Raw genomic sequence first — 19,233 nt, forward strand, 5'->3', positions numbered from 1 at the left:
CCGCCGCCGGAACCAGCGGTGGCGCCGTGCGCCCCCGCTTATGTTGAATGCGTTACTCATGTTTTATAAGTGAAGCCACGCGCGACCGCAATGCGCTGGCATGCCGCATAGGAAAACGGGGGGCGATACTGTTGCACGACCGCCACGTCGGCAGCGGCCACGGGCGGACGTGGCGCCGGCCCTATGCGTCTCCAATGCGCGTCAGGACAGTCTCGATCGAACCGAGTTCCGAAGCGATCCGCTCGATCAACAGCCGCACCCGGCGTGGCTGGACGCTCGCCGGCGGATAGACGATCTGCAATCCGGTTTCGCCGACCGCAAAATCCTTGAGAAGCTCGACCAGCGCGCCGGAGGCCAGGTCCTCGGCGATGTCCCACACCGACTTCAGGGCGATGCCGTGCCCCGCCCTGCACCACGCCCCCACCAGTCCGCCGTCATTGGCGACGCGACGCCCGCGCACCATGACCTTGTGCGGCTTGCCATCCACCTGAAAGGCCCATTCGCGGTCGAGATTGGCGCCGAAGCGCATGACGATGCAGTCGTGGCGGGAGAGATCGTCGGGATGCTCCGGCCGGCCCATAGCTTCGAGATAGGACGGCGCCGCACAGACGACGCGCCGGTTCTCCCCGAGCGACCGAGACCTCAGCGTGCTGTCGGCAAGCACGCCGTGCCGGATCGCGAAATCCATGCCCTGGCCGACCAGGTCGAGGTAACCGTCGGTGAGATTGAGATCCACCGTCACATCGGGGTGCTCCGCGAGAAAGCGATCGAGGATCGGTACGATGTAGCGCCGCCCCATATCCTCAGGCGCGCTCAGCCGGATCGGCCCCGAGATCGTGCGCGTGCCCGACCGGATGCCGCTCTCCAGTTCGTCGGCCTCCGCCAGCAGCCGGCGGGCGCCGTCCACCAGTAGGCGGCCCTCCTCCGTCAGACTGATCGCCCGCGTCGTGCGTTTCAGAAGTGCAGCGCCATAGTGGGCCTCGAGAGCTGCCAGCCGCTCGGAGACGGAGGCTGGCGACAACCCCTTCTCGCGGCCGGCGGCGGAAAGCCCGCCCTTTTCGACGATCAGAAGAAACAGAGCCAGATTGTCGAGCAGCATCTTTCGCTTTCTCCGAAATATAATTTTAGAAATAAGCCAATTATCCGGATGCGCCGCAAGCGCTAAATTTGCTGGCGAAAGGAGACGCGTGATGCACATCGACCACGTCACCATCCGCACCACCGATATCGACGCCACACGCGCGTTCTTCGAGACGGTCTTCGACCTGACCGTCGGCGAGCGTCCGGCAGCTATCCGCCGAATCCCCGGCTGCTGGCTCTATGCCGGAGGCAAGCCGATCGTCCACCTCATCGGCAGCCGTGGCGTGGGCTTCGAGCGTGCGGCCGAAGCGATCGATCATGTCGGCTTCCGGTTCGAAGGCTACGCCGCCTTCCGCGCCAAGCTCGACCGGCTCGCCATTCCCTATTCGACGATGGACCTTGCCGACATCGGCGAGCGGCGGCTGTTCCTGCGCGCGCCCGGCGGACCGCTGCTCGAAGCCGTCTTTTCCGAACCCTTTCCCACTCTTCCTCCGGAGAATGACCATGACTTTCACTGACACCACCGTCTCCGTCGTCATCGGCGGCACCAGCGGTATCGGCGCCGCCGTCGCCAAGGCGCTTGCCGAGCGCCCGGGTCGGGTAGAGATCGCCAGCCGCGCCACCGGTCTCGATCTTGCCGATGCCGCGGCAGTGGCCGCCTATTTCCAACAGCTCGGTCCGTTCGATCACCTGATCGTCACGGCTGGCTCCTCGGCGCCGGGCGGCACCGTCGTCGATATCGACCTCGAAGCAGCCAAGGCCGCCTTCGACGTCAAGTACTGGGGCTCGATCCTGCTTGCCCGCGAGGCGGCCAAGAGCATTCGGCCCGGCGGTACGATCACCTTCACCTCGGGTTTTCTCGCCCGCCGAACGGTGCCGGGCACCGTCGTCAAGACGGCGATGAACGCGGCACTCGAAGCAACCGCCAAGGTGCTGGCCAAGGAATTGGCACCGCTGCGGGTGAATGTCGTCAGCCCCGGCCTGACGCGAACGGAAGCCTATGCCGGCATGGCCGGCGAGGCGCGCGACGCGATGTTCGATCGCGCCGCTGCAACACTGCCTGCCGGCCGCGCCGGGCAACCGGAAGATATCGCCAGCGGCTATCTCTTCGCCATCGACAATCCCTTCGTCACCGGCTCGGTCATCGACATCGAAGGCGGCGCACTGATCAACTGACGTGCCTCCCCGTGCTTGGCCCTGCCGCTATGCGACTGCCCCTCACAAAGGATCTCACCATGCCATCGCTCTTTTCTCCGATCCCGCTCGGGTCCTTGACCCTACCCAACCGCATCGCGCTTGCGCCGATGACGCGGGCGCGAAGCAGCCAGCCGGGCAATGTGCCCAACGCCCTGATGGCCGAGTACTATGCCCAGCGCGCCTCGGCCGGCCTCATCGTCACCGAGGCCACCCAGATCTCGGCGCAGGGCCAGGGCTACTCGTTTACACCCGGCATCCACTCTCCCGCGCAGATCGCTGGCTGGCGGCTCGTCACCGACGCCGTACACCGGGCCGGAGGCCGCATCATGCTGCAACTCTGGCATGTCGGCCGCATGAGCCATGAGAGTTTCCACGACGGCGGACGCCCGGTCGCACCGTCTGCGATTTCGCCGGACGCAAAGGTCTGGGTGGCCGATCCAGAAACCGGCATCGGCGCGATGGTCGACAGCCCCTTGCCGCGCGCCTTGGAGCTGAGCGAGATCGCCGGCATCGTCGAAGATTTCCGCCAGGCGGCGGCCAACGCCATCGAAGCCGGCTTTGACGGCGTCGAGATCCATGGCGCCAACGGCTACCTGATCGACCAGTTCCTGCGCCGCTCGTCCAACCGGCGCGACGACCGCTATGGCGGCCCGGCCGAAAACCGCATCCGCTTCCTGGTCGAGGTCGCCGAGGCGGTCGCCGGCGAGATCGGCGCCTCCCGGGTCGGCATCCGGCTGTCGCCCTATATCACCCAGCGCAACATGAAGGACGACGAGATCATCCCAACGATCCTGAGGGCCTCGGGCGAAATCGACCGCATCGGCCTTGCCTATATCCATCTGGTGGAAGCCGACTGGGACGATGCGCCCGTCATCCCCGACGACTTCCGCCGCGAGCTACGCGCCACCTATTCCGGCCGCATCATCGTCGCCGGCCGCTATGATCGTGAGAAGGCCGAGGCGATCCTTGCCGCCGGTCTTGCCGACATCGTCGCCTTCGGCCGCCCGTTCATCGCCAATCCGGACCTGCCACGCCGACTGAAAGACGGGCTGCCGCTCGCAAGCTTCGACGGGGCCACGCTTTTCGGCGGCAGCGCCGAAGGCTACTCTAGCTATCCGGCACTCGAGCGCGTGGCATGACCGCGGCAATCACACCTCTTCACCCCACAAAGGAGCAACTCATGAAAGCTGTCGCCCTCACCCGCTATCTCCCGGTTTCCGACCCGGAGAGTTTCCTCGATGTCGAGCTCCCGAAGCCGGAGCCCAAAGGGCATGATATCCTGGTCGCGGTCCGCGCCGTCGCGGTCAATCCCGTCGACGTGAAAATGCGCGCGCCGAAGGACAAGGTCGAGGAAACGCCGCGCGTGCTCGGCTGGGACGCAAGCGGCGTGGTCGAGGCCGTCGGTGCTGATGTGACGCTGTTCCAGCCGGGCGACGCCGTCTACTACGCCGGCGACCTGACTCGATCGGGATCCAACCAGCAATATCAACTGGTCGATGAGCGCATCGTCGGGCGCAAGCCGAAGAGCCTGTCCTTTGCGGAAGCGGCCGCCCTGCCGCTGACGACGATCACCGCCTATGAGGCCTTCTTCGACCGGCTCGGCATCGACCGGGACGGCGCCGACCACGGCCAGTCGATCCTCATCGTCGGTGGCGCCGGCGGCGTCGGCTCGATCGGTATCCAGCTGGCAAAGCGCGCCGGCCTCACCGTCATCGCCACCGCCTCGCGGCCGGAAACCATCGCCTGGGTCAAGGAACTTGGCGCCGACCACGTGGTCAGCCACCGTGAACCGCTGGTCGCGCAGGTCCGCGCGCTCGGCTTTCCCCATGTCGACCACATCGCCATCTTCAACGACATGCGCCACTGGGACGACGCTGTCGAGCTGATCCGGCCGCAAGGCGGCATCGTTTCGATCGACAACACCGACGTGCCGATGCCGATGGCCGGTATGAAGACCAAGGCGGCGAGCCTGCACTGGGAGTTCATGTTCGCCCGCCCGATGCACCAGACGCCCGACATGATCGAACAGCATCGTCTGCTGAGCTTCGTCGCCGACGAGATCGATGCCAGACGGCTGAAGACGACGCTTGCCGAGGTGCTGTCGCCGATCAACGCGGCGAACCTGCGCGAAGCGCATCGCCGCATCGAAACCGGCGCTGCCAAGGGCAAGATCGTCATTGAAGGCTTTGCCGGCTAAGTGCACCAGCTGCCGATTTAAACGAAATCGCTTGCCGCGACATAGATTGCGGCAAGCACCTGTCACCTCTGAAATTTCCGCGGCGCCCGCGCCGCGCCAAACGGCCGAGCGACATTGGCGATCGCCGCGACCCGCGTCGCCCTGTGCACGGCAATGGCATCAACGCTCGCCCCGATGAAATTGCGATCGCGGCGCGATATCGATATATCTACATAGATATATCGATATCGTCGAGGCTTCCCTTTCAAACCAATCCCGCAGATCCCCTCGAAAACGCTGAAACAGGCGGGCTTTGCAGGTGCGCCCAATACCGGCGTTAACGCCCACCGAAAATGCAAGGAGAATGCCCGTGCCCTACGAACTCCTCATCTCCCAGGGACGCATCGCCGACAGAACTCCCGGCGCTATCCCCGGGGCGGCCCTGACGGCCGAAGCGCTGAGCAAGCGCACCGGGCTGCAGCCGACCGTTATCGGCAGCCCGTCACCGGCAAAGGAAGACGACTGGTCGGCAAGCCTGCCTGAGGCCGGGGAGACCCTGGCCGCTTTGCAGGCGGCGATTGCCGCAACACTTGCGCGGGGCAACAAACCACTTTTCATCGCCAATACCTGCTCCGCCAGCCTTGCGACACTGCCGGTCGTCGCGCGGGAACGCGCCGATGCGGTCTTGCTCTGGTTCGATGCCCATGGCGATTTCAACACGCCGCAGACCACCGAAAGCGGCTATCTCGGCGGCATGGTGCTGGCTGCCGCCTGCGGGCTCTGGGAGAGCGGCCACGGCAGCGGGCTGAACCCGGCAAAGGTCGTCATCGTCGGCGCGCGCGACATCGACCCCGCGGAGATGGATTTGCTGCGGCAGGCAGGCGTGTGCATCCTTTCGCCGACAGAAGCGACGCCGGAGGTCATCCTTTCGTTGATCGGCGATGCGCCGGTCTGGATCCATGTCGATTGGGACGTGCTCGAGCCGAAGCATGTGCCGGCCGCCTATGCGATCGGCGATGGCCTCTATCCGCAGACCTTGCGCGCCATCTTCGCGGCGATCCCGAAAGAGCAGATCGCCGGCATCGAACTCGCGGAATTCGAAGCGTCTGAGGCGGCGCTGAAGAATGAAGCTGCGATCGAATGCCTGCTCGGCGTCGTGGAGCCGTTGCTGGCTTGGCGCGGAGCGGCGTCGAGCCAGCGCCGCCGAAGCCGCGTCACCCGTCCGTTTCCGGATCGGCCTTTACGTTCGTGATGATCTCGCCGAGCACCAGATGCAGCGCGTCGCGGTAGCCGTTGCGGGCCGACGGCCCACTTTCGGCCGATGTCATCACCACCGTCAGATCCAGGTTCGGCACGATGTAGAGCATCTGGCCGCCATAACCCCAGGCGAAATGCACTTCTTCACCGGCGATCTGGCGCTCGAACCAGCCATAACCGTACTCGTCGCCGGAAAAGCGCGAATTGGTTCGATGCTGCCAGGAGGCCGCGACCCACCCTTCCGGCACCAGTTGCTGGCCTGACGCCGTGCGGCCGCCATTGCGATAGAGTTCGCCGAAGGCAAGCAGGGAGCGCGGGCTCATCGCCATCTGGTTGCCGCCAAGGTAGATGCCTTGCGGATCGCGATCCCAGGCCCCGATGCGGAAGCCCTCGAGCGGCCCCAGCCACGCGCGCGCGAGCGCCAGGGTCGACTTGCCGCTGACCTTCGTCAGGATCGCCGAAAGCAGATGGGTCGAGGCGGTGGAATAGAGCATCTCACCACCCGGATCGTCGTCGAAGGGCTGGGCAAGCGCCATGCGCACCCAGTTCCGGCTGGCGACCCATCGCCCATAGTTCGGGCCCGAGAGACGGCCGAGCCCGGCCTGCATCGAAAGCAAATGACCTATGGTGATGTCGTTGATGCGCGGATCAGGCGAGGCCGGCAGGTCCGCCTTCAGGATCGGCGCGATCTTCTGCTCCGGACCTTCGAGCAGCCGCTTGTCGATGGCGATGCCGACCAGCGCCGAGATGATCGATTTCGACGCCGACTTGATGTTTGTCGAGTCCGTCACGCGGTTGCGGCCGTAACCACGCTCAGCGACGATCTTGCCGTCGCGGGCGACGATCACGGTCTTCAGGGGATCAAGCTCTGACCGTGATGCCAGTTCGTCCAGCAAGGCCGAAATCGGCGATGGCGTCTGAGCCGCGACCGGCAAGCCGACAAGCGTCGAGACGACGAGTGCCAAAGTGGCGATGCGGGCAACGAGGACTGCGACAAATCTGATCATGGATCAGCATCTAAGACCAGCTTGCGCCGCCGTCATCCACCGCACGGCCATCTCACGGCGATTTGACAGACCGGTGAGCACGCCACTGCCGCAGTTGTCAGCCTGCCGGCCGTCTCGCAAAAGCTTCGACGAAGCGCGTCAGGCTCTGTTCGACAAAGGCCGTGACCGGCACCTGCGGGTCGAAGCTCCACCAGAGCAAGGATCCCTGCCATTGCGACGCCATCAGCAGACCGAGCCCCGGGCTCGCAGCGGGAAGGCCGGCGAGGCATTCGTCGAGCACGCCTGCGAGCACGTCGCGCCACTTTGCGCCGCGGGCACGGAGCAACGGATCGCGCAGGTCTTCCCGCAGAATCCTGAGGTCGTCGGCATAACTGTCGATACCGCCATAATCGCCCGAGAGGCCGACGAGCAGCGCGATGGCGCCCTCCGGCGTCCGCTGTACGCTCGCCATCAGCTCCGCCGTCTGCCCGTCCAGCCCGTCCCAGGCCTGGCTGAGCGCCCGCTGGATCAACTTCGCCTTGTTCTCGAAGCGCTGCACCAGCGTGGCGCCGGAAAGGCCCGTACGTGCAGCCAGCGCCGCGAAGGTCAGGCCATCTGGACCATCGGCCCGCATCAATGCGAAGGCGGCGGCCAGCAGCTCTTCGTCAGGCATGGTTTTTGGGCGAGGCATCTTGACTCTCATTTATAACCGAACAATCATTTATATATCACCCGAACAGGAAAACGCCAGTCGGCAAGCGGCCGCGAAGGAGAAGAATCATGACACTCGAAGGAAAAGTCGCCCTCGTCGCTGGCGCGACGCGCGGCGGCGGGCGCGGCATCGCGACCGAACTTGGCGCCGCCGGCGCCACCGTTTACGTAACCGGCCGCACCACGCGGCAACAGCAATCCGATTACGGGCGTCCCGAAACGATCGAGGAAACCGCCGAGATCGTCACCAGCCTCGGCGGCAAGGGCATTCCCGCCCAGGTCGACCATCTGCAGCCGGCGCAGGTACAGGCGCTTGTCGAGCGCATCCGCAGCGAACAGGGACGGCTCGACATCCTGGTCAACGACGTCTGGGGCGGCGAGTTGCTGTTCGAGTGGAACAAGCCGGTATGGGAGCACAATCTCGAAAACGGGTTGAAGCTCCTGCATCTCGGCGTCGATACGCACCTGATCACCGCCCACTATGCCCTGCCGCTGATGATCGAGAAGCCCGGCGGCCTCTTGGTCGAGGTGACCGACGGCACCGCCGAATACAATGCCGAGAACTACCGGCTGTCGCCGTTCTACGACCTTGCCAAGGTTTCAGCGAACCGTATGGCCTGGGCCCACGCCAAGGACCTTTCGCCGCACGGCGCAACCGCGGTTTCGATCACGCCCGGCTGGATGCGGTCGGAGATGATGCTCGAACATTTCGAGGTCGGTGAAGACAACTGGCAGGACGCCACGAAGAACCAGCCGCACTTCGTCATTTCGGAAACACCGCGTTTCGTCGGCCGCGCCATCGCGGCGCTCGCGGCCGATCCGGACAAGTCCCGCTGGAACGGCCAGTCGCTGTCGAGCGGCGGGCTGGCGCAGGTCTACGGGTTTTCCGATCTCGACGGCTCGCGGCCCGATTGCTGGCGCTACATGCGCGAGGTGATGGAGGCGAACAAGCCGGCCGACCCAACCGGCTATCGTTAGGCGTTGCCGCCAAAACCCGTCACCGGCAAACTTGAAACGACGGGCGGCCTCCTATAGTTCGGTGTTTCGGGCAACCAAGCGCCGCCGCCCGCCATCCGGATGTGGCAGCGCTATCGAGTGTGATTGAACATGGCATCGCGGGATCGGTATTCGAGAAAGCTGGAATGCGCCAAATGCGGAGCCGCCGGCTTCGCCGAAGCGTCGGAAAACGACAAAGGCAAGGGCAGCAATCGCGGCTTTACCATCGACGTGATGCCCAAGGGCTTCTCGACTGAACGCACCTCTCCCGACCCCGCCAAGCACATGGTGCGCTGCCGCTGCGGCAACGTCTTTGCCTTCAAGCAGAAGACCGTCTATGCGCCCGGCAGTGAGCCGCGGGACTGACGCATCGGGACTTTTCCGGCGCCCGCGTTGAGAAAAAATTCACCATCTTGTCTCAACATCGACCCAATCGGCGGTCAGCTATGGCAGCGCGCGTTCAAGAATTTTTGATCGCGAGCACCAGGGACAAAGGCTTGCAGCCAGGGCTGTCACCGCTTAATCGCTGAACTTGAGGCTGAACCGAACTGCGTCGAACGCAACCGGCCGGCACACACGCCACACGAAGGACGCTTGGTGGCGGAAGTATTTCCAGGAGCCCGCATGCGGCGCGAGACGATCAAGAGCCCTTCTTCCGAGACACCTCAGGCCGGCAGGATATTCGCGCAGGTGCGACGGATGCGGCATGCCTTGGCGATCGGCGCGATGGCCCTGGCGCTGTCCGGCTGCATGGCGCTTGACGCCGACGACGTGCGCGAGCCACCGCCGATCCCGGCCAAGCTGATCGCCGCCATGGCGAAGAACGGCAGCAAGCCGGAAAGCCCGGTGTTGATCCGCATCTTCAAGCAGGAAAGCGAACTCGAGGTCTGGAAGCAAAACAAACAGGGCCAGTACGCCCTGTTGAAGAGCTATCCCATGTGCCGCTGGTCCGGAAAGCTCGGCCCGAAGATGAAGGCCGGCGATCGCCAGGCGCCGGAAGGTTTCTACCACGTCTCCGCCGGCATGCTGAACCCGAAATCGCAATATTTCCTGTCGTTTAACCTCGGCTACCCGAACCGGCTGGAATCGGCGCTCGGCTACACCGGTGAAGCGCTGATGGTGCACGGCGCCTGCTCGTCGTCCGGCTGCTACGCCATGACCGACCAGGGTGTCGGCGAAATCTATTCCGTGGTGCAACGCGCGCTCGCCGGCGGCCAGGGCACGTTCCAGGTTCAGGCCTATCCCTTCCGCATGACGGCGGAGAACATGGCCAAGCACCGCGGCGACCCGAATTTCGACTTCTGGAAGAACATCAAGCAGGGCTACGACATCTTCGAGGCGACGAAGCGTCAGCCGAAGGTTTCGGCCTGCGGCCGCCGCTACGTCTTCAACACCGATTTCGCCGATGGCGAACCGTCCGACCCGCTTGCCGCCTGCCCGGCGGCGATCTCCACGCCCGATGCCGGGCTGGTGGCGCGACTGCAATCGGAGGACGCGAAGCTCGCCGGCATGATGACCAACCAGACGTCGGCGCCGCTGAACGCCTATGTCGATGGCGGCATGCATCCGAGCTTCCGGGCGCTTCTTGAGAAAAACGGTGCTGAAAAGCTGGCCGCGAAGATCTCGGGAACTAAGTATCCTATCAGCCGACCCGAAGCGGCGCTGGCGGACCCCTACGCCGGCCTGTGATCGTTCCGTCGGCTGGCGACGCACAATTGACTTAAAAGGTCGGTTGCATCGCCGGTAGCGAATAGAGGACGATCGAGGATTACATGCCCGAAAGAGAGTTCCGCCGCCGCGCCTTCCTGCAGCTTTCCGCCGGGTTGGCGGCCGTTGGTCTCGCCGGCTGCGCCTCGCCGCGGCCTACTGTGACGCGCTCCTATGCGCCGGAACCGGTTCCCGAGACCAACACGTTCCTGGCCGACATGTACGGCGAGAAGCCGAACGAGCCCTACCCGCTGCCGGCCATTCCCTACGAGAAGATCGATCCGCGCTTCTACCGCCAGATGGTCGCCGATCCGACCGGCGAAAAGCCGGGAACGCTGGTCGTCGACGTCGGCAGCCACTTTCTCTATAGGGTCTATGAAGGCGGCCAGGCGATGCGCTACGGCGTCGGCCTCGGGCGTGCCGGTTTCGCCTGGGCCGGGCGCGGCGTCATCCAGTACAAGCGCGAATGGCCCCGCTGGAAGCCGCCGAACGAGATGGTGGCGCGCCAGCCCGAGCTGCAGCAATTCAGCATCGAGGCGGGCGGCATGGATCCCGGCCTCAAGAACCCGCTCGGCGCCCGCGCCATGTACATCTTCCAGAACGGCGAAGACACGCTCTACCGCATTCACGGCTCGCCGGAATGGTGGACGATCGGCAAGTCGGTGTCGTCGGGCTGCGTGCGCATGATCAACCAGGACGTCGTCGATCTCTACAACCGCGTGCCGAACGGCACGCCGATCGTCGTCACCGATCTCTCGGGCGGCGGCATGGTGCAATCGCAGCCGATGCAGGACGCGCAGCCCCTGCCGGATGGGCAACCATTGCCGGACTCCCAGCCGGTGCAGCGGTCGCCCGACTATATGCTGATGGGGCCGGACGGGCTGCCGCTTCCGCAGCCACTTTGAGGCAATCCGTCCGGCAAGGGCGCAGAAATTACGCCAGATTGTCGCCCATCACAGGACGAGCAGCGGCGTCTTGCCTCTGACGCGATCATAGAGATCGATCGCGTCCTGCTGCAGCATCCGCACGCAGCCCGCCGACGCGTTCTTGCCGATCGAGCGCCACTGCGGCGAGCCGTGGATGCGGTAAAGCGTATCCTGGCCGTCCTGGAAGATATACATGGCGCGGGCGCCGAGCGGATTGTCGAGGCCCGGATCCATGCCGCCGGCATCGATGCCGTATTTCTTCAGGTGCGGCTGGCGTGCGACCATGTCGTCGGGCACCGTCCAGCGCGGCCACTTGCGCTTCCACTGCACGACGGCACGCCCCTTCCAGGCGCGGCCGGCTGCACCAAGACCGACGCCGTAACGGATGGCGCGGCCGCCGGGCAGGACGTAGTAGAGGAACATCGTCTGGGTATCCACGACGATCGAATGGGGCGGCTCGTTGGTGGCATAGGCCACTTCCTGGCGCAGGAACTGCGGCTTGATCTCGGTGTGCTGGATGCCCGGGACGTCGTAGCCTTCGTCCTTCACCGGCGCGTAGATTCTGGCATAGTCGAAGGTCTTCGTCGGCACGCCCGCCGCATCCGCCGCCTTTTCCGGCGAGCCGCCATCACCGCCGATCGGCTCGATCAGCTTCGGTTTCGGTTCGGGTTTCGGGATCTGCGTGCAGGCGCTCAAAACAGAGCTGGCGATCACCGCGAGCAGCGACCGGCGGGACAAATTCATCGACACTGTATTCAATTCCAGAGTTGGAGATTTCGGTTGGGAGGTCCGAGGGGAGGCCCAAGGCTGTTGGGCCGAACCGTGACCGAAATGTGGTGAAAATCTTTCTTTGGCGTGGATCGCTTGCGCGAGGCGGTACTCGTTTTCGAAGTGTTGCAGAATTCCCGCGCTCGCTGCCTGCCCTCACCTAACCGATCGCCATGTCGCCCTTGGTCGGATCCGGAATGACGACGATGGTGCTGCCGTCGCGGACCTGATCATGGAGGTAGACGACATCCTGATTGAGCAGGCGAATGCAGCCGGAAGAGACCGCCTTGCCGATCGAAAATGCCTCGGGACTGCCATGGATGCGGTAGAGCGTGTCCTTGCCGTCCTTATGAATATAGAGCGCGCGGGCGCCGAGCGGGTTCTTGATGCCCGGGGGCATGCCGCCATTGGCGATGCTGTAGGGCTGGAGTTTCGGCTGACGGGCGACCATCTCGTCGGGCGGCGTCCAGCGCGGCCATTTGCGCTTGTAGGCGACGATCGCCCGGCCCGACCAGGCAAAGCCCTCGCGCCCGACGCCGATGCCGTAGCGCATCGCCCGCCCGCCCGGCAGCACGTGATAGAGGTATTTCGCGGGCGTATCGACGATCAGCGTGCCGGGCCGCTCACTGGTCGGATAATCCACCTCCTGCCGCCAGAACTTCGGATCGACCTCGGCGATCTTCACCTCGGGGATCGGAAACTGCTCGTCGGGCATCGCATAGTACATCGGCGGCACCGTCCGGCCGGCTGAGGGGCGGACGGGCGTGACGGCTGCCGGCACCACCGCCGGCGTCGGGCGGGCGGTCGCGCAGCCGGTGACGAACAGCGAGGCCGCGCCGACGACAAGGCTGCGGCGGGTCAGCGTGATGCCGGTCTTGTGATCGGCCGTGGAGGAAGAAGGCTCGTGTGCTTCGGTCATATCGGGCATTCAACGATTCGATTGTTGCAATGCCGCCTCAGAGGGAAGTCCTACCTTAAGGCTGCCTTAAGGGAGCGATTAAAGGATCGCGCTCTCAGAAATGTTAGGAGTAGCGATGCGAGTCCTGATCGTCGAAGACGACGATATCCTTAGAGACGGCCTGAAGGTCGGCCTGGCGCTGGCGGGCTTCACCACCGATGCCGTCGGCACCTGCGATGCGGCCGCGACGGCGCTGGCCGCCAACGGCTTCGACGCGGTCGTGCTCGACCTGATGCTGCCCGACGGCTCCGGTCTCGACATCCTCAGGGACCTGCGCGCCAGGCAGAGCGACATTCCGGTGCTGCTGTTGACCGCACGCGACACCGTGCGCGATCGCGTCGCCGGCCTCGACACTGGCGCCGACGACTATCTCGGCAAACCCTTCGACCTCGACGAGGTCGCCGCCAGGCTTCGGGCGCTGGCGCGACGCTCCAGCGGCCGGGCGAGCGCCGCGCTGGAATGGTCGACGCTCAGGCTCGATCCGGCCAGGCAATCGGTGGAAAAGGCGGGCAAACCGGTGCAACTTTCGCGGCGCGAATACTCCATCCTGCATACGCTGATGTCGCACCCGGGGGTGATCTTCTCCAAGACCAAGCTGGAGGACAAACTCTACGGCTGGCAGGAGGAAATCGAAAGCAATGCCGTGGAGGTGCACATCCACCATCTGCGTAACAAGCTCGGCCCGGGACTGATCGAAACCATCCGGGGCATCGGCTACCGGCTGGGCGGAGCCGGCTGATGCAATCGCTGCGCGCCCGGCTTTTCGCCATCCTCCTGATCACGACGGGGCTCCTGTGGCTATCGGCCACCGTCTGGATCTTCCTCAGCACCCGCGCCGAAGTCGAGCGCGTGCTCGACGCGCGGCTGATGGAGGCGGCGCGCATGGTGAATTCGCTGATCGTCAGCCCAGACATGATGAAGGAAGAAGGCGACACCCATGCCAACCGCCCGGCACAGAGCGCAATCAGGATCCCGCTGCTGGAGCACCCGCATTACGACCGGCAGCTCTCCTGCCAGATCTGGTCGCTGGACGGAACTCTGATCGGCAAGTCGGACAGCGCGCCCGACACAACGCTTGCGCCCCACGCCATGGGCTTTTCCGAAACCGTCATCAACGGCGAGACCTGGCGTGTCTTTGCGGTGGAGAATGCGAGCCTCGGCGTGCGCGTTCTCGTCGGTGACAACCTGCGCATCCGCGACCGGCTGGTCAACGACCTGGTCAAGGGGCTGTTGCTGCCGGCGCTGCTGATCATTCCGCTTCTGGCCGTGCTGATCTGGCTCTGCGTCGGGCGGGGCCTCGCGCCGCTGCGCAAGCTTGCCGGCGACCTTGCCGCGCGTGAAGCCTCCGACCTGCACGCGATCGAGGACACCGGCACGACGCGCGAGATCAGCCCGGTCTTGAAGTCGCTGAACGGCCTTTTTGCCCGTGTCGCCGGCGCCCGCGAGCGCGAGCAGAATTTCATCGCGTTTGCCGCCCACGAGTTGCGTACGCCGCTGGCGGGCCTCAAGACGCAGGCGCAGGTGGCGCTCGCCAGCGACGACGGCGAAATCCGCGAGAAGGCGCTCGGCCAGATCGTCGCCGGTGTCGACCGGACCGGCAAGCTGGTGCGGCAACTGCTCGATATCGCCTCGGTCGAAGCCACCGAGAGCGGCAGGCCGGCGGCCGGTTTTGATGTCGGCGAGATGCTGACAAGTCTTCGCACCGAACTCGCCGGCCAGGCGCGTCGCGTCGATGTTGTCGTCGACGGGGCGATGTCCGGTCTCAGGATCAATATGGATCCGGACCTCTTCCGGCTCGCGGCGCGCAACCTGCTCGAAAACGCCATCAACCATTCGCCACCGGGCGCAATGGTCTCTTGCCACGCCGAGATACGAGGCCAGCATCTGGTCATCGCGATCGACGACGAGGGGCCTGGCATCCCCGAGGAGGAAATGCCGCGCGTGACCGAGCGCTTCTTCCGCGGCCGGTTCAAGGCGGCGGCCGGCAGCGGGCTCGGCCTCAGCATCGTCGAGCGTGCGCTTGACCGAACCGGCGCCGAACTCGAACTGCGCAACCGACCGACCGGCGGCCTCTCGGCTCGCATCGTATTGTCGCAAGCCCTCGCGCCGTGAGCGATCGGGATTGTTTCAAACAGAGGGGGATGCGGGCGGAGACCGCACCCGTGTTGTCGTCTCGCTCTAAGCGCTTTTCCGCATCGGCGGGTCCGGCAGCGGCACCGCGGCCATCAGCGCCCGGGTGTAGGCGTCCTGCGGATCCTCGAACACGGCGCGGCGCGTTCCCATCTCGACGATGCGGCCGCCGCGCATGACGGCGACATGGTGCGACATCCGCTCGATCACAGCCATGTCGTGCGAGACGAAGAGATAGGCAAGACCCATCGTCTCCTGCAGTTCGAGCATCAGATCAAGCACGCGGGCCCGCACTGACACGTCGAGCGCGGCCACGCTTTCATCCGCGACAATCAGCTTCGGATTGACCGCCAGCGCGCGGGCAATGCAGATGCGCTGCCGCTGTCCCCCGGAGAACTCGTGCGGATAGCGGCTGGCGGCATCGGGCCCAAGCCCGACACGGCGCAACAGATCGGCGACGCGATCCGTGCGTTCGCTGCGATTGCCGATGCCATGGATGAGCAGCGGCTCGGCGATCGCCGCCCCGACCGCCATGCGCGGGTCGAGCGAGGCATAGGGATCCTGAAAGATCATCTGCGCGGAGCGGCGCACGGGCCGCATCTGGCGTTGCGACAGCGCGCCGATCTGCTGGCCGTCGATCGCCACATCGCCATCGAATGGAATGAGGCCGAGTACCGCCTTGCCGGTGGTCGACTTGCCCGATCCGCTTTCGCCGACGAGCCCCAGCGTCTCACCGGGGAAGATGTCGAAGGAAACGTCGCTGACGGCGGCGGCCAGCTTCTTTCCACCCAACAGTCCGCTGGGCTTTTTTCCGTAGTGGACAGCGAGGTCACGCACGGACAGGACCGGGCTCGCCGCCCGCGGGACGGATGCGCAGCCGTTGCGGCGATGCGCGGCGGGCCGTCGGTTCCGGCATGCGCGCCCAGCCTCGGTACGGCCGCCAATAACTCCTGCGTGTAGCGCTCGCGCGGCGAGCGGAAGATCGGCAATACGTCGCCCTGCTCGACGATGCGGCCCTGCTGCATGATGACCACGCGGTCCGCCATCTGCGCGACCACGCCCATGTCATGGGTGATCAGCACGATCGAAGCGCCGAATTCCCGCTTCAGTTCCTTCATCAGCGTCAGGATCTGCGCCTGCACGGTAACGTCGAGTGCCGTCGTCGGCTCGTCGGCGATCAGCACCTTGGGTCGGCACGACAGTGCCATCGCGATCATCACGCGCTGCCGCATGCCGCCGGAAAGCTCGTGCGGATATTGCGTCATGCGCCGCGCCGGCTCGGTGATGTGCACCGCATCCAGCATGCGCAGGGCGACGGCACTCGCCGTTCCCCCCTCGGAACCCTGATGTTCGCGAATGGCCTCGGTCAGTTGCTCGCCGATCGACATCACGGGATTGAGCGATGTCATTGGCTCCTGAAAGACCATCGCGACATCGCCGCCGCGCACGCTGCGCATCGCACTGTTGGAGAGCTTCGAGAGTTCGCGCCCTTCGAGCTTGATGCTGCCGGAGGCGATCCGCAGCGAGGCTTTCGGCAGGAGCCCCATGACAGCAAGCGAAGTCACGGATTTGCCCGAGCCGCTCTCGCCGGCAATGCACAGCGTTTCGCCGCTCATGAGGTTGAAGCTGACGGCATCAAGGACCCTTCGCGGCCCTTGCGGCGTCAGCGCATCGACGCAGAGGCCATCGATGCCGAGCACGGGTGCTGCCGTTGTCACGAAAAGACGATCCTCGGGAAGTAGAAGGAAACGACCCAGTTCGGAGCGTCGACGATCTCGCTGATGCGGAGGTCGCCGCAGACCGAGCAGAGCAGATAGGCATCGACCGGACTCAAGCCGTGTTCGGCGCCAAGCAGGTCGATCATGCGCATCAGGCTTTCGCGCGCGCCGGTCATCAGATCCGGGCCGATGCCGGTCGTCACCTCGTAACCGGCAGCATCCAGATGACGGGTCACCGGACCCGGCGTAGTGAACCGCGGGCTGGCGAGACGGGCATCCTTGACGAGCTCGATCGTGGCTTCGACCTCCATCTGGCTCTCGATCGCGGTGCCACAGACCTCGCCGTCGCCCTGGGCTGCGTGGGTGTCGCCGATGGAAAACAGCGCGCCCTCCACCTCGACCGGCAGATAGAGGGTGACGCCCGATGTGAGATCGCGAATGTCGAGATTGCCGCCGACCCGGCGCGGCGGCACCACCGAATGCAGGCCCGGTTCGGCCGGCGCGACGCCGATCGTGCCGGCGAAGGGCTTCAACGGCACGCGGCCGCCCGGTCCATAGAGCGCCGGCGCCATGGTATTCGCATCATAGGACCACATGTGCAGCGCCGGATCGGTGAACTGATCGGCGAGCAGGCCGAAGCCCGGAATGTTGGCCGTCCAGCCAACGCCCGAGGGCACGAAGCGGCGGATCGTCACCTTCAGCGCGTCGCCGGGCGCAGCACCTTCGACATAAACAGGCCCTGTCACCGGATTGATCTTCTCGAAATCGAGCGAGGCCAATGTGTCGAGCGTCGAGCCAGCGCCGAGCTGCCCGCCGGAAGAATCCAGGCATTCGAAATGGATGGTCTCACCGGGCTTGGCGATCAGCGTCGGCTCGAAGTCGCGGTTCCAGCCGAAATGATGCTTGGCGCGATGGATGGTGTGTGTGCAGGCAACGCACATGAAATCTCTCCCAAACTCATGAAGAGGCTCCCCGAAGACGACCTCCGGAGAGCCCGACGCTTATTGCTTCACGAAGATCGCGTCGTAGTTGATGACCCGGGTCGGATCGACGTAGATCTCGCCCTCGCCACCCATTCGCGGCGACTTGGCGACGACGCGGCGCTCGTTGGTGACGGGCACCCACGGCGCATCGGCCATAATGTCGGTGAAGATCTTGCCCCATTCCGCCTGCCGCTCGGCCGCCTTTGCCGGATCGGACATGGAATCGGCGGCAACGGCGCGCTTGTCGAGTGCCTCGTTGCAGTACCACGACCAGTTCCAGCCGCCCTGGACCGCACCGGAGCAGCCGAGGATCGGGCCGTAGAAGTTCGACGGGTCCGGGAAGTCGGCGATCCAGGCCATACCACCCGACCAGATCATCGGCGCTTCGCCTTCGGTGCCGCCGGCGGCAATGACGTTGGCCTGGGCCAGCGCCCGCACCTCCGCCTTGATGCCGATGGCGGCCAGATCCTGCTGGATCGCCTGGGCGATGCGCGGCTGCGGGTCGGTGTTGGTCGAATAGAGCACCGTCTCGAAGCCATCGCCATGTCCGGCCTCGGCGAGCAGGGCCTTCGCCTTCTCGACGTCATAGTCATAACCGGTGAACGCCTTGTCGTAACCCGGCATCAGCGGCGGCAGCGGCTGGTTGGCGGGCGTCGCGCGACCATTGAGGATGCGGGTGATACGCTCCTTGTTGATCGCCATATTGACGGCCTGACGAACCTTTACGTCGTCGAAGGGCTTCACCTTGGTGTTGAGCGTGACATAGCCGGTATGGAGCTGCTGTCCATCCACGATAATCTCGGCGCCTTCAGGCGAATTCTTGATTTCGAGGAATTTTGCCGGCGGAATACCGTCCCCGGCAATATCGACCTCCCCCTTCTGCAGTCGCAGCAGCGCCACCAGCGGTTCCTGGCCGACCTCGACGGTGAACTTGTCGATATGCGGCATGTCCTTGACGAAGTAGTCGGGGTTGCGCTCGAAGGTCAGGCTCTGACCGACGGTCCAGTCCTTAAGGACGAAGGTGCCGGAGCCGACCGGCTTCTTGCCGAAGTCGCCGGCGGCAGCCTCGACCGCTTCCTTCGGCACGACCGAGGCGAAGTTGACGGCGAGCACGTGCAGGAAGGTTGCGTCCGGGCGCGACAGGTGGAAGACGACAGTCGCATCATCCGGCGCCTCAATGCCTTCAAGCGTCGCCGCCTTGCCGCCCGAGAGATCGTCGAAGCCCTTGATCGCGCCGAAGAAACCGGCGCCCGGCCCCTGCGTCTTCGGGTCGACCGCCCGTTCGATCGAATACTTCACGTCCGAGGCGACGATCTCGCGGCCGTTGGTGAATTTCACGCCCTTGCGCAGCTTGAACGTATAGGTCAGGCCATCCGGCGCGACGTCGAAGGTTTCGGCGAGCGACGGCACCAGCTCGGTGGTACCCGGCTTGTAGTCCATCAGGCGCGAGAACAGGCTCTTGATCATCGACCAGTTGACCCAGTCGTAGCCGATGGCGGGATCGAGCGTGGCGATATCGTCCTTGTAGGTGATGACGATATCTCCGCCCTGTTTCGGCGCATCCTGTGCAAGGGCCGAGAGCGGTGCTGCGAGCAGTGCCGCAGCGACGGTTGAAGTTCGAAGCCAGCTTTTGAACATTG

General features: G+C 65.0%; 18 protein-coding genes and 1 pseudogene. 11 read left to right on the forward strand and 8 right to left on the reverse strand.

Going from position 1 to position 19,233, the window contains the following annotated elements; genetic code table 11:
• Positions 1–181: 181 nt before the first annotated feature.
• The gene (locus IB277_RS25215; protein WP_060601783.1) at positions 182–1,099 is read right to left on the reverse strand and encodes a LysR family transcriptional regulator; all 918 of its coding nucleotides are present in this window, start codon (positions 1,097–1,099) and stop codon (positions 182–184) included.
• A gap of 91 nt (positions 1,100–1,190) precedes the next feature.
• On the opposite strand from IB277_RS25215, the gene IB277_RS25220 reads away from it, so the two are divergent.
• The 5 genes from IB277_RS25220 to IB277_RS25240 all read left to right on the forward strand — a co-directional run bounded on the left by IB277_RS25220 (position 1,191) and on the right by IB277_RS25240 (position 5,705).
• Positions 1,191–1,598, forward strand: a complete 408-nt coding sequence (locus IB277_RS25220; protein ID WP_060581066.1) for a glyoxalase — start codon at positions 1,191–1,193, stop codon at positions 1,596–1,598.
• A complete protein-coding gene (locus IB277_RS25225; RefSeq protein ID WP_060581067.1) occupies positions 1,585–2,256 on the forward strand; it encodes an SDR family oxidoreductase in 672 nt (223 codons plus the stop codon). The genes IB277_RS25220 and IB277_RS25225 overlap by 14 nt, the downstream gene beginning before the upstream one ends.
• A gap of 59 nt (positions 2,257–2,315) precedes the next feature.
• Complete coding sequence (locus tag IB277_RS25230) at positions 2,316–3,416, forward strand: alkene reductase (RefSeq protein WP_060581084.1); 1,101 nt, start codon at positions 2,316–2,318, stop codon at positions 3,414–3,416.
• 41 nt (positions 3,417–3,457) lie between these two features.
• Positions 3,458–4,474 carry a zinc-binding alcohol dehydrogenase family protein gene (locus tag IB277_RS25235; protein WP_060581068.1) on the forward strand — a complete coding sequence of 339 codons (1,017 nt, stop codon included), beginning with the start codon at positions 3,458–3,460 and terminating at the stop codon, positions 4,472–4,474.
• Positions 4,475–4,823: 349 nt separating this feature from the next.
• Positions 4,824–5,705 carry an arginase family protein gene (locus IB277_RS25240; protein WP_063894886.1) on the forward strand — a complete coding sequence of 294 codons (882 nt, stop codon included), beginning with the start codon at positions 4,824–4,826 and terminating at the stop codon, positions 5,703–5,705.
• On the opposite strand, the gene IB277_RS25245 is transcribed toward IB277_RS25240, so the two are convergent.
• On the reverse strand, positions 5,668–6,717 hold the full coding sequence (locus tag IB277_RS25245) for a serine hydrolase (RefSeq protein WP_060581070.1): 1,050 nt from the start codon (positions 6,715–6,717) through the stop codon (positions 5,668–5,670). The two genes, IB277_RS25240 and IB277_RS25245, sit on opposite strands and share 38 nt — an antisense overlap.
• A gap of 97 nt (positions 6,718–6,814) precedes the next feature.
• Complete coding sequence (locus IB277_RS25250) at positions 6,815–7,387, reverse strand: TetR/AcrR family transcriptional regulator (RefSeq protein ID WP_060581071.1); 573 nt, start codon at positions 7,385–7,387, stop codon at positions 6,815–6,817.
• Positions 7,388–7,476: 89 nt separating this feature from the next.
• On the opposite strand from IB277_RS25250, the gene IB277_RS25255 reads away from it, so the two are divergent.
• The 4 genes from IB277_RS25255 to IB277_RS25270 all read left to right on the forward strand — a co-directional run bounded on the left by IB277_RS25255 (position 7,477) and on the right by IB277_RS25270 (position 11,015).
• Positions 7,477–8,385, forward strand: a complete 909-nt coding sequence (locus tag IB277_RS25255) for an SDR family oxidoreductase (RefSeq protein ID WP_060581072.1) — start codon at positions 7,477–7,479, stop codon at positions 8,383–8,385.
• Positions 8,386–8,514: 129 nt separating this feature from the next.
• On the forward strand, positions 8,515–8,769 hold the full coding sequence (locus IB277_RS25260) for a hypothetical protein (RefSeq protein WP_034805462.1): 255 nt from the start codon (positions 8,515–8,517) through the stop codon (positions 8,767–8,769).
• 333 nt (positions 8,770–9,102) lie between these two features.
• Entirely contained in the window at positions 9,103–10,092 is a 990-nt protein-coding gene (locus IB277_RS25265; RefSeq protein ID WP_089043025.1) for a murein L,D-transpeptidase family protein, read from the forward strand.
• Between the two features lie 83 nt (positions 10,093–10,175).
• Entirely contained in the window at positions 10,176–11,015 is an 840-nt protein-coding gene (locus IB277_RS25270) for a L,D-transpeptidase (RefSeq protein ID WP_082566580.1), read from the forward strand.
• 48 nt (positions 11,016–11,063) lie between these two features.
• On the opposite strand, the gene IB277_RS25275 is transcribed toward IB277_RS25270, so the two are convergent.
• Positions 11,064–11,780: a L,D-transpeptidase gene (locus tag IB277_RS25275; protein ID WP_060581073.1), complete on the reverse strand. Its 717-nt coding sequence runs from the start codon at positions 11,778–11,780 to the stop codon at positions 11,064–11,066.
• A 184-nt stretch (positions 11,781–11,964) separates the two neighbouring features.
• A complete protein-coding gene (locus IB277_RS25280; RefSeq protein ID WP_060581085.1) occupies positions 11,965–12,723 on the reverse strand; it encodes a L,D-transpeptidase in 759 nt (252 codons plus the stop codon).
• A gap of 115 nt (positions 12,724–12,838) precedes the next feature.
• On the opposite strand from IB277_RS25280, the gene IB277_RS25285 reads away from it, so the two are divergent.
• Together IB277_RS25285 and IB277_RS25290 are read left to right on the forward strand one after the other, a co-directional pair.
• Positions 12,839–13,501, forward strand: coding sequence for a response regulator transcription factor (locus IB277_RS25285; protein WP_060581074.1), 663 nt, complete (start codon positions 12,839–12,841; stop codon positions 13,499–13,501).
• Complete coding sequence (locus IB277_RS25290; RefSeq protein ID WP_060581075.1) at positions 13,501–14,874, forward strand: ATP-binding protein; 1,374 nt, start codon at positions 13,501–13,503, stop codon at positions 14,872–14,874. Before IB277_RS25285 ends, IB277_RS25290 begins: the two co-directional genes overlap by 1 nt.
• Before the next feature lie 66 nt (positions 14,875–14,940).
• Here IB277_RS25290 and IB277_RS38980 read toward each other — a convergent pair.
• The 3 genes and pseudogenes from IB277_RS38980 to IB277_RS25305 all read right to left on the reverse strand — a co-directional run bounded on the left by IB277_RS38980 (position 14,941) and on the right by IB277_RS25305 (position 19,231).
• Positions 14,941–16,610, reverse strand: a pseudogene (locus IB277_RS38980) (ABC transporter ATP-binding protein).
• Positions 16,607–17,551 carry an acetamidase/formamidase family protein gene (locus IB277_RS25300; protein WP_034805446.1) on the reverse strand — a complete coding sequence of 315 codons (945 nt, stop codon included), beginning with the start codon at positions 17,549–17,551 and terminating at the stop codon, positions 16,607–16,609. Before IB277_RS25300 ends, IB277_RS38980 begins: the two are co-directional and overlap by 4 nt.
• A 60-nt stretch (positions 17,552–17,611) precedes the next feature.
• A complete protein-coding gene (locus IB277_RS25305; protein ID WP_060601785.1) occupies positions 17,612–19,231 on the reverse strand; it encodes an ABC transporter substrate-binding protein in 1,620 nt (539 codons plus the stop codon).
• Between the last annotated feature and the right edge of the window lie 2 nt (positions 19,232–19,233).

Origin of the sequence: Ensifer sp. ENS07, from assembly GCF_014852185.1 — a bacterium.
In the GTDB taxonomy this organism is placed as follows: Bacteria; Pseudomonadota; Alphaproteobacteria; order Rhizobiales; family Rhizobiaceae; genus Ensifer; species Ensifer adhaerens.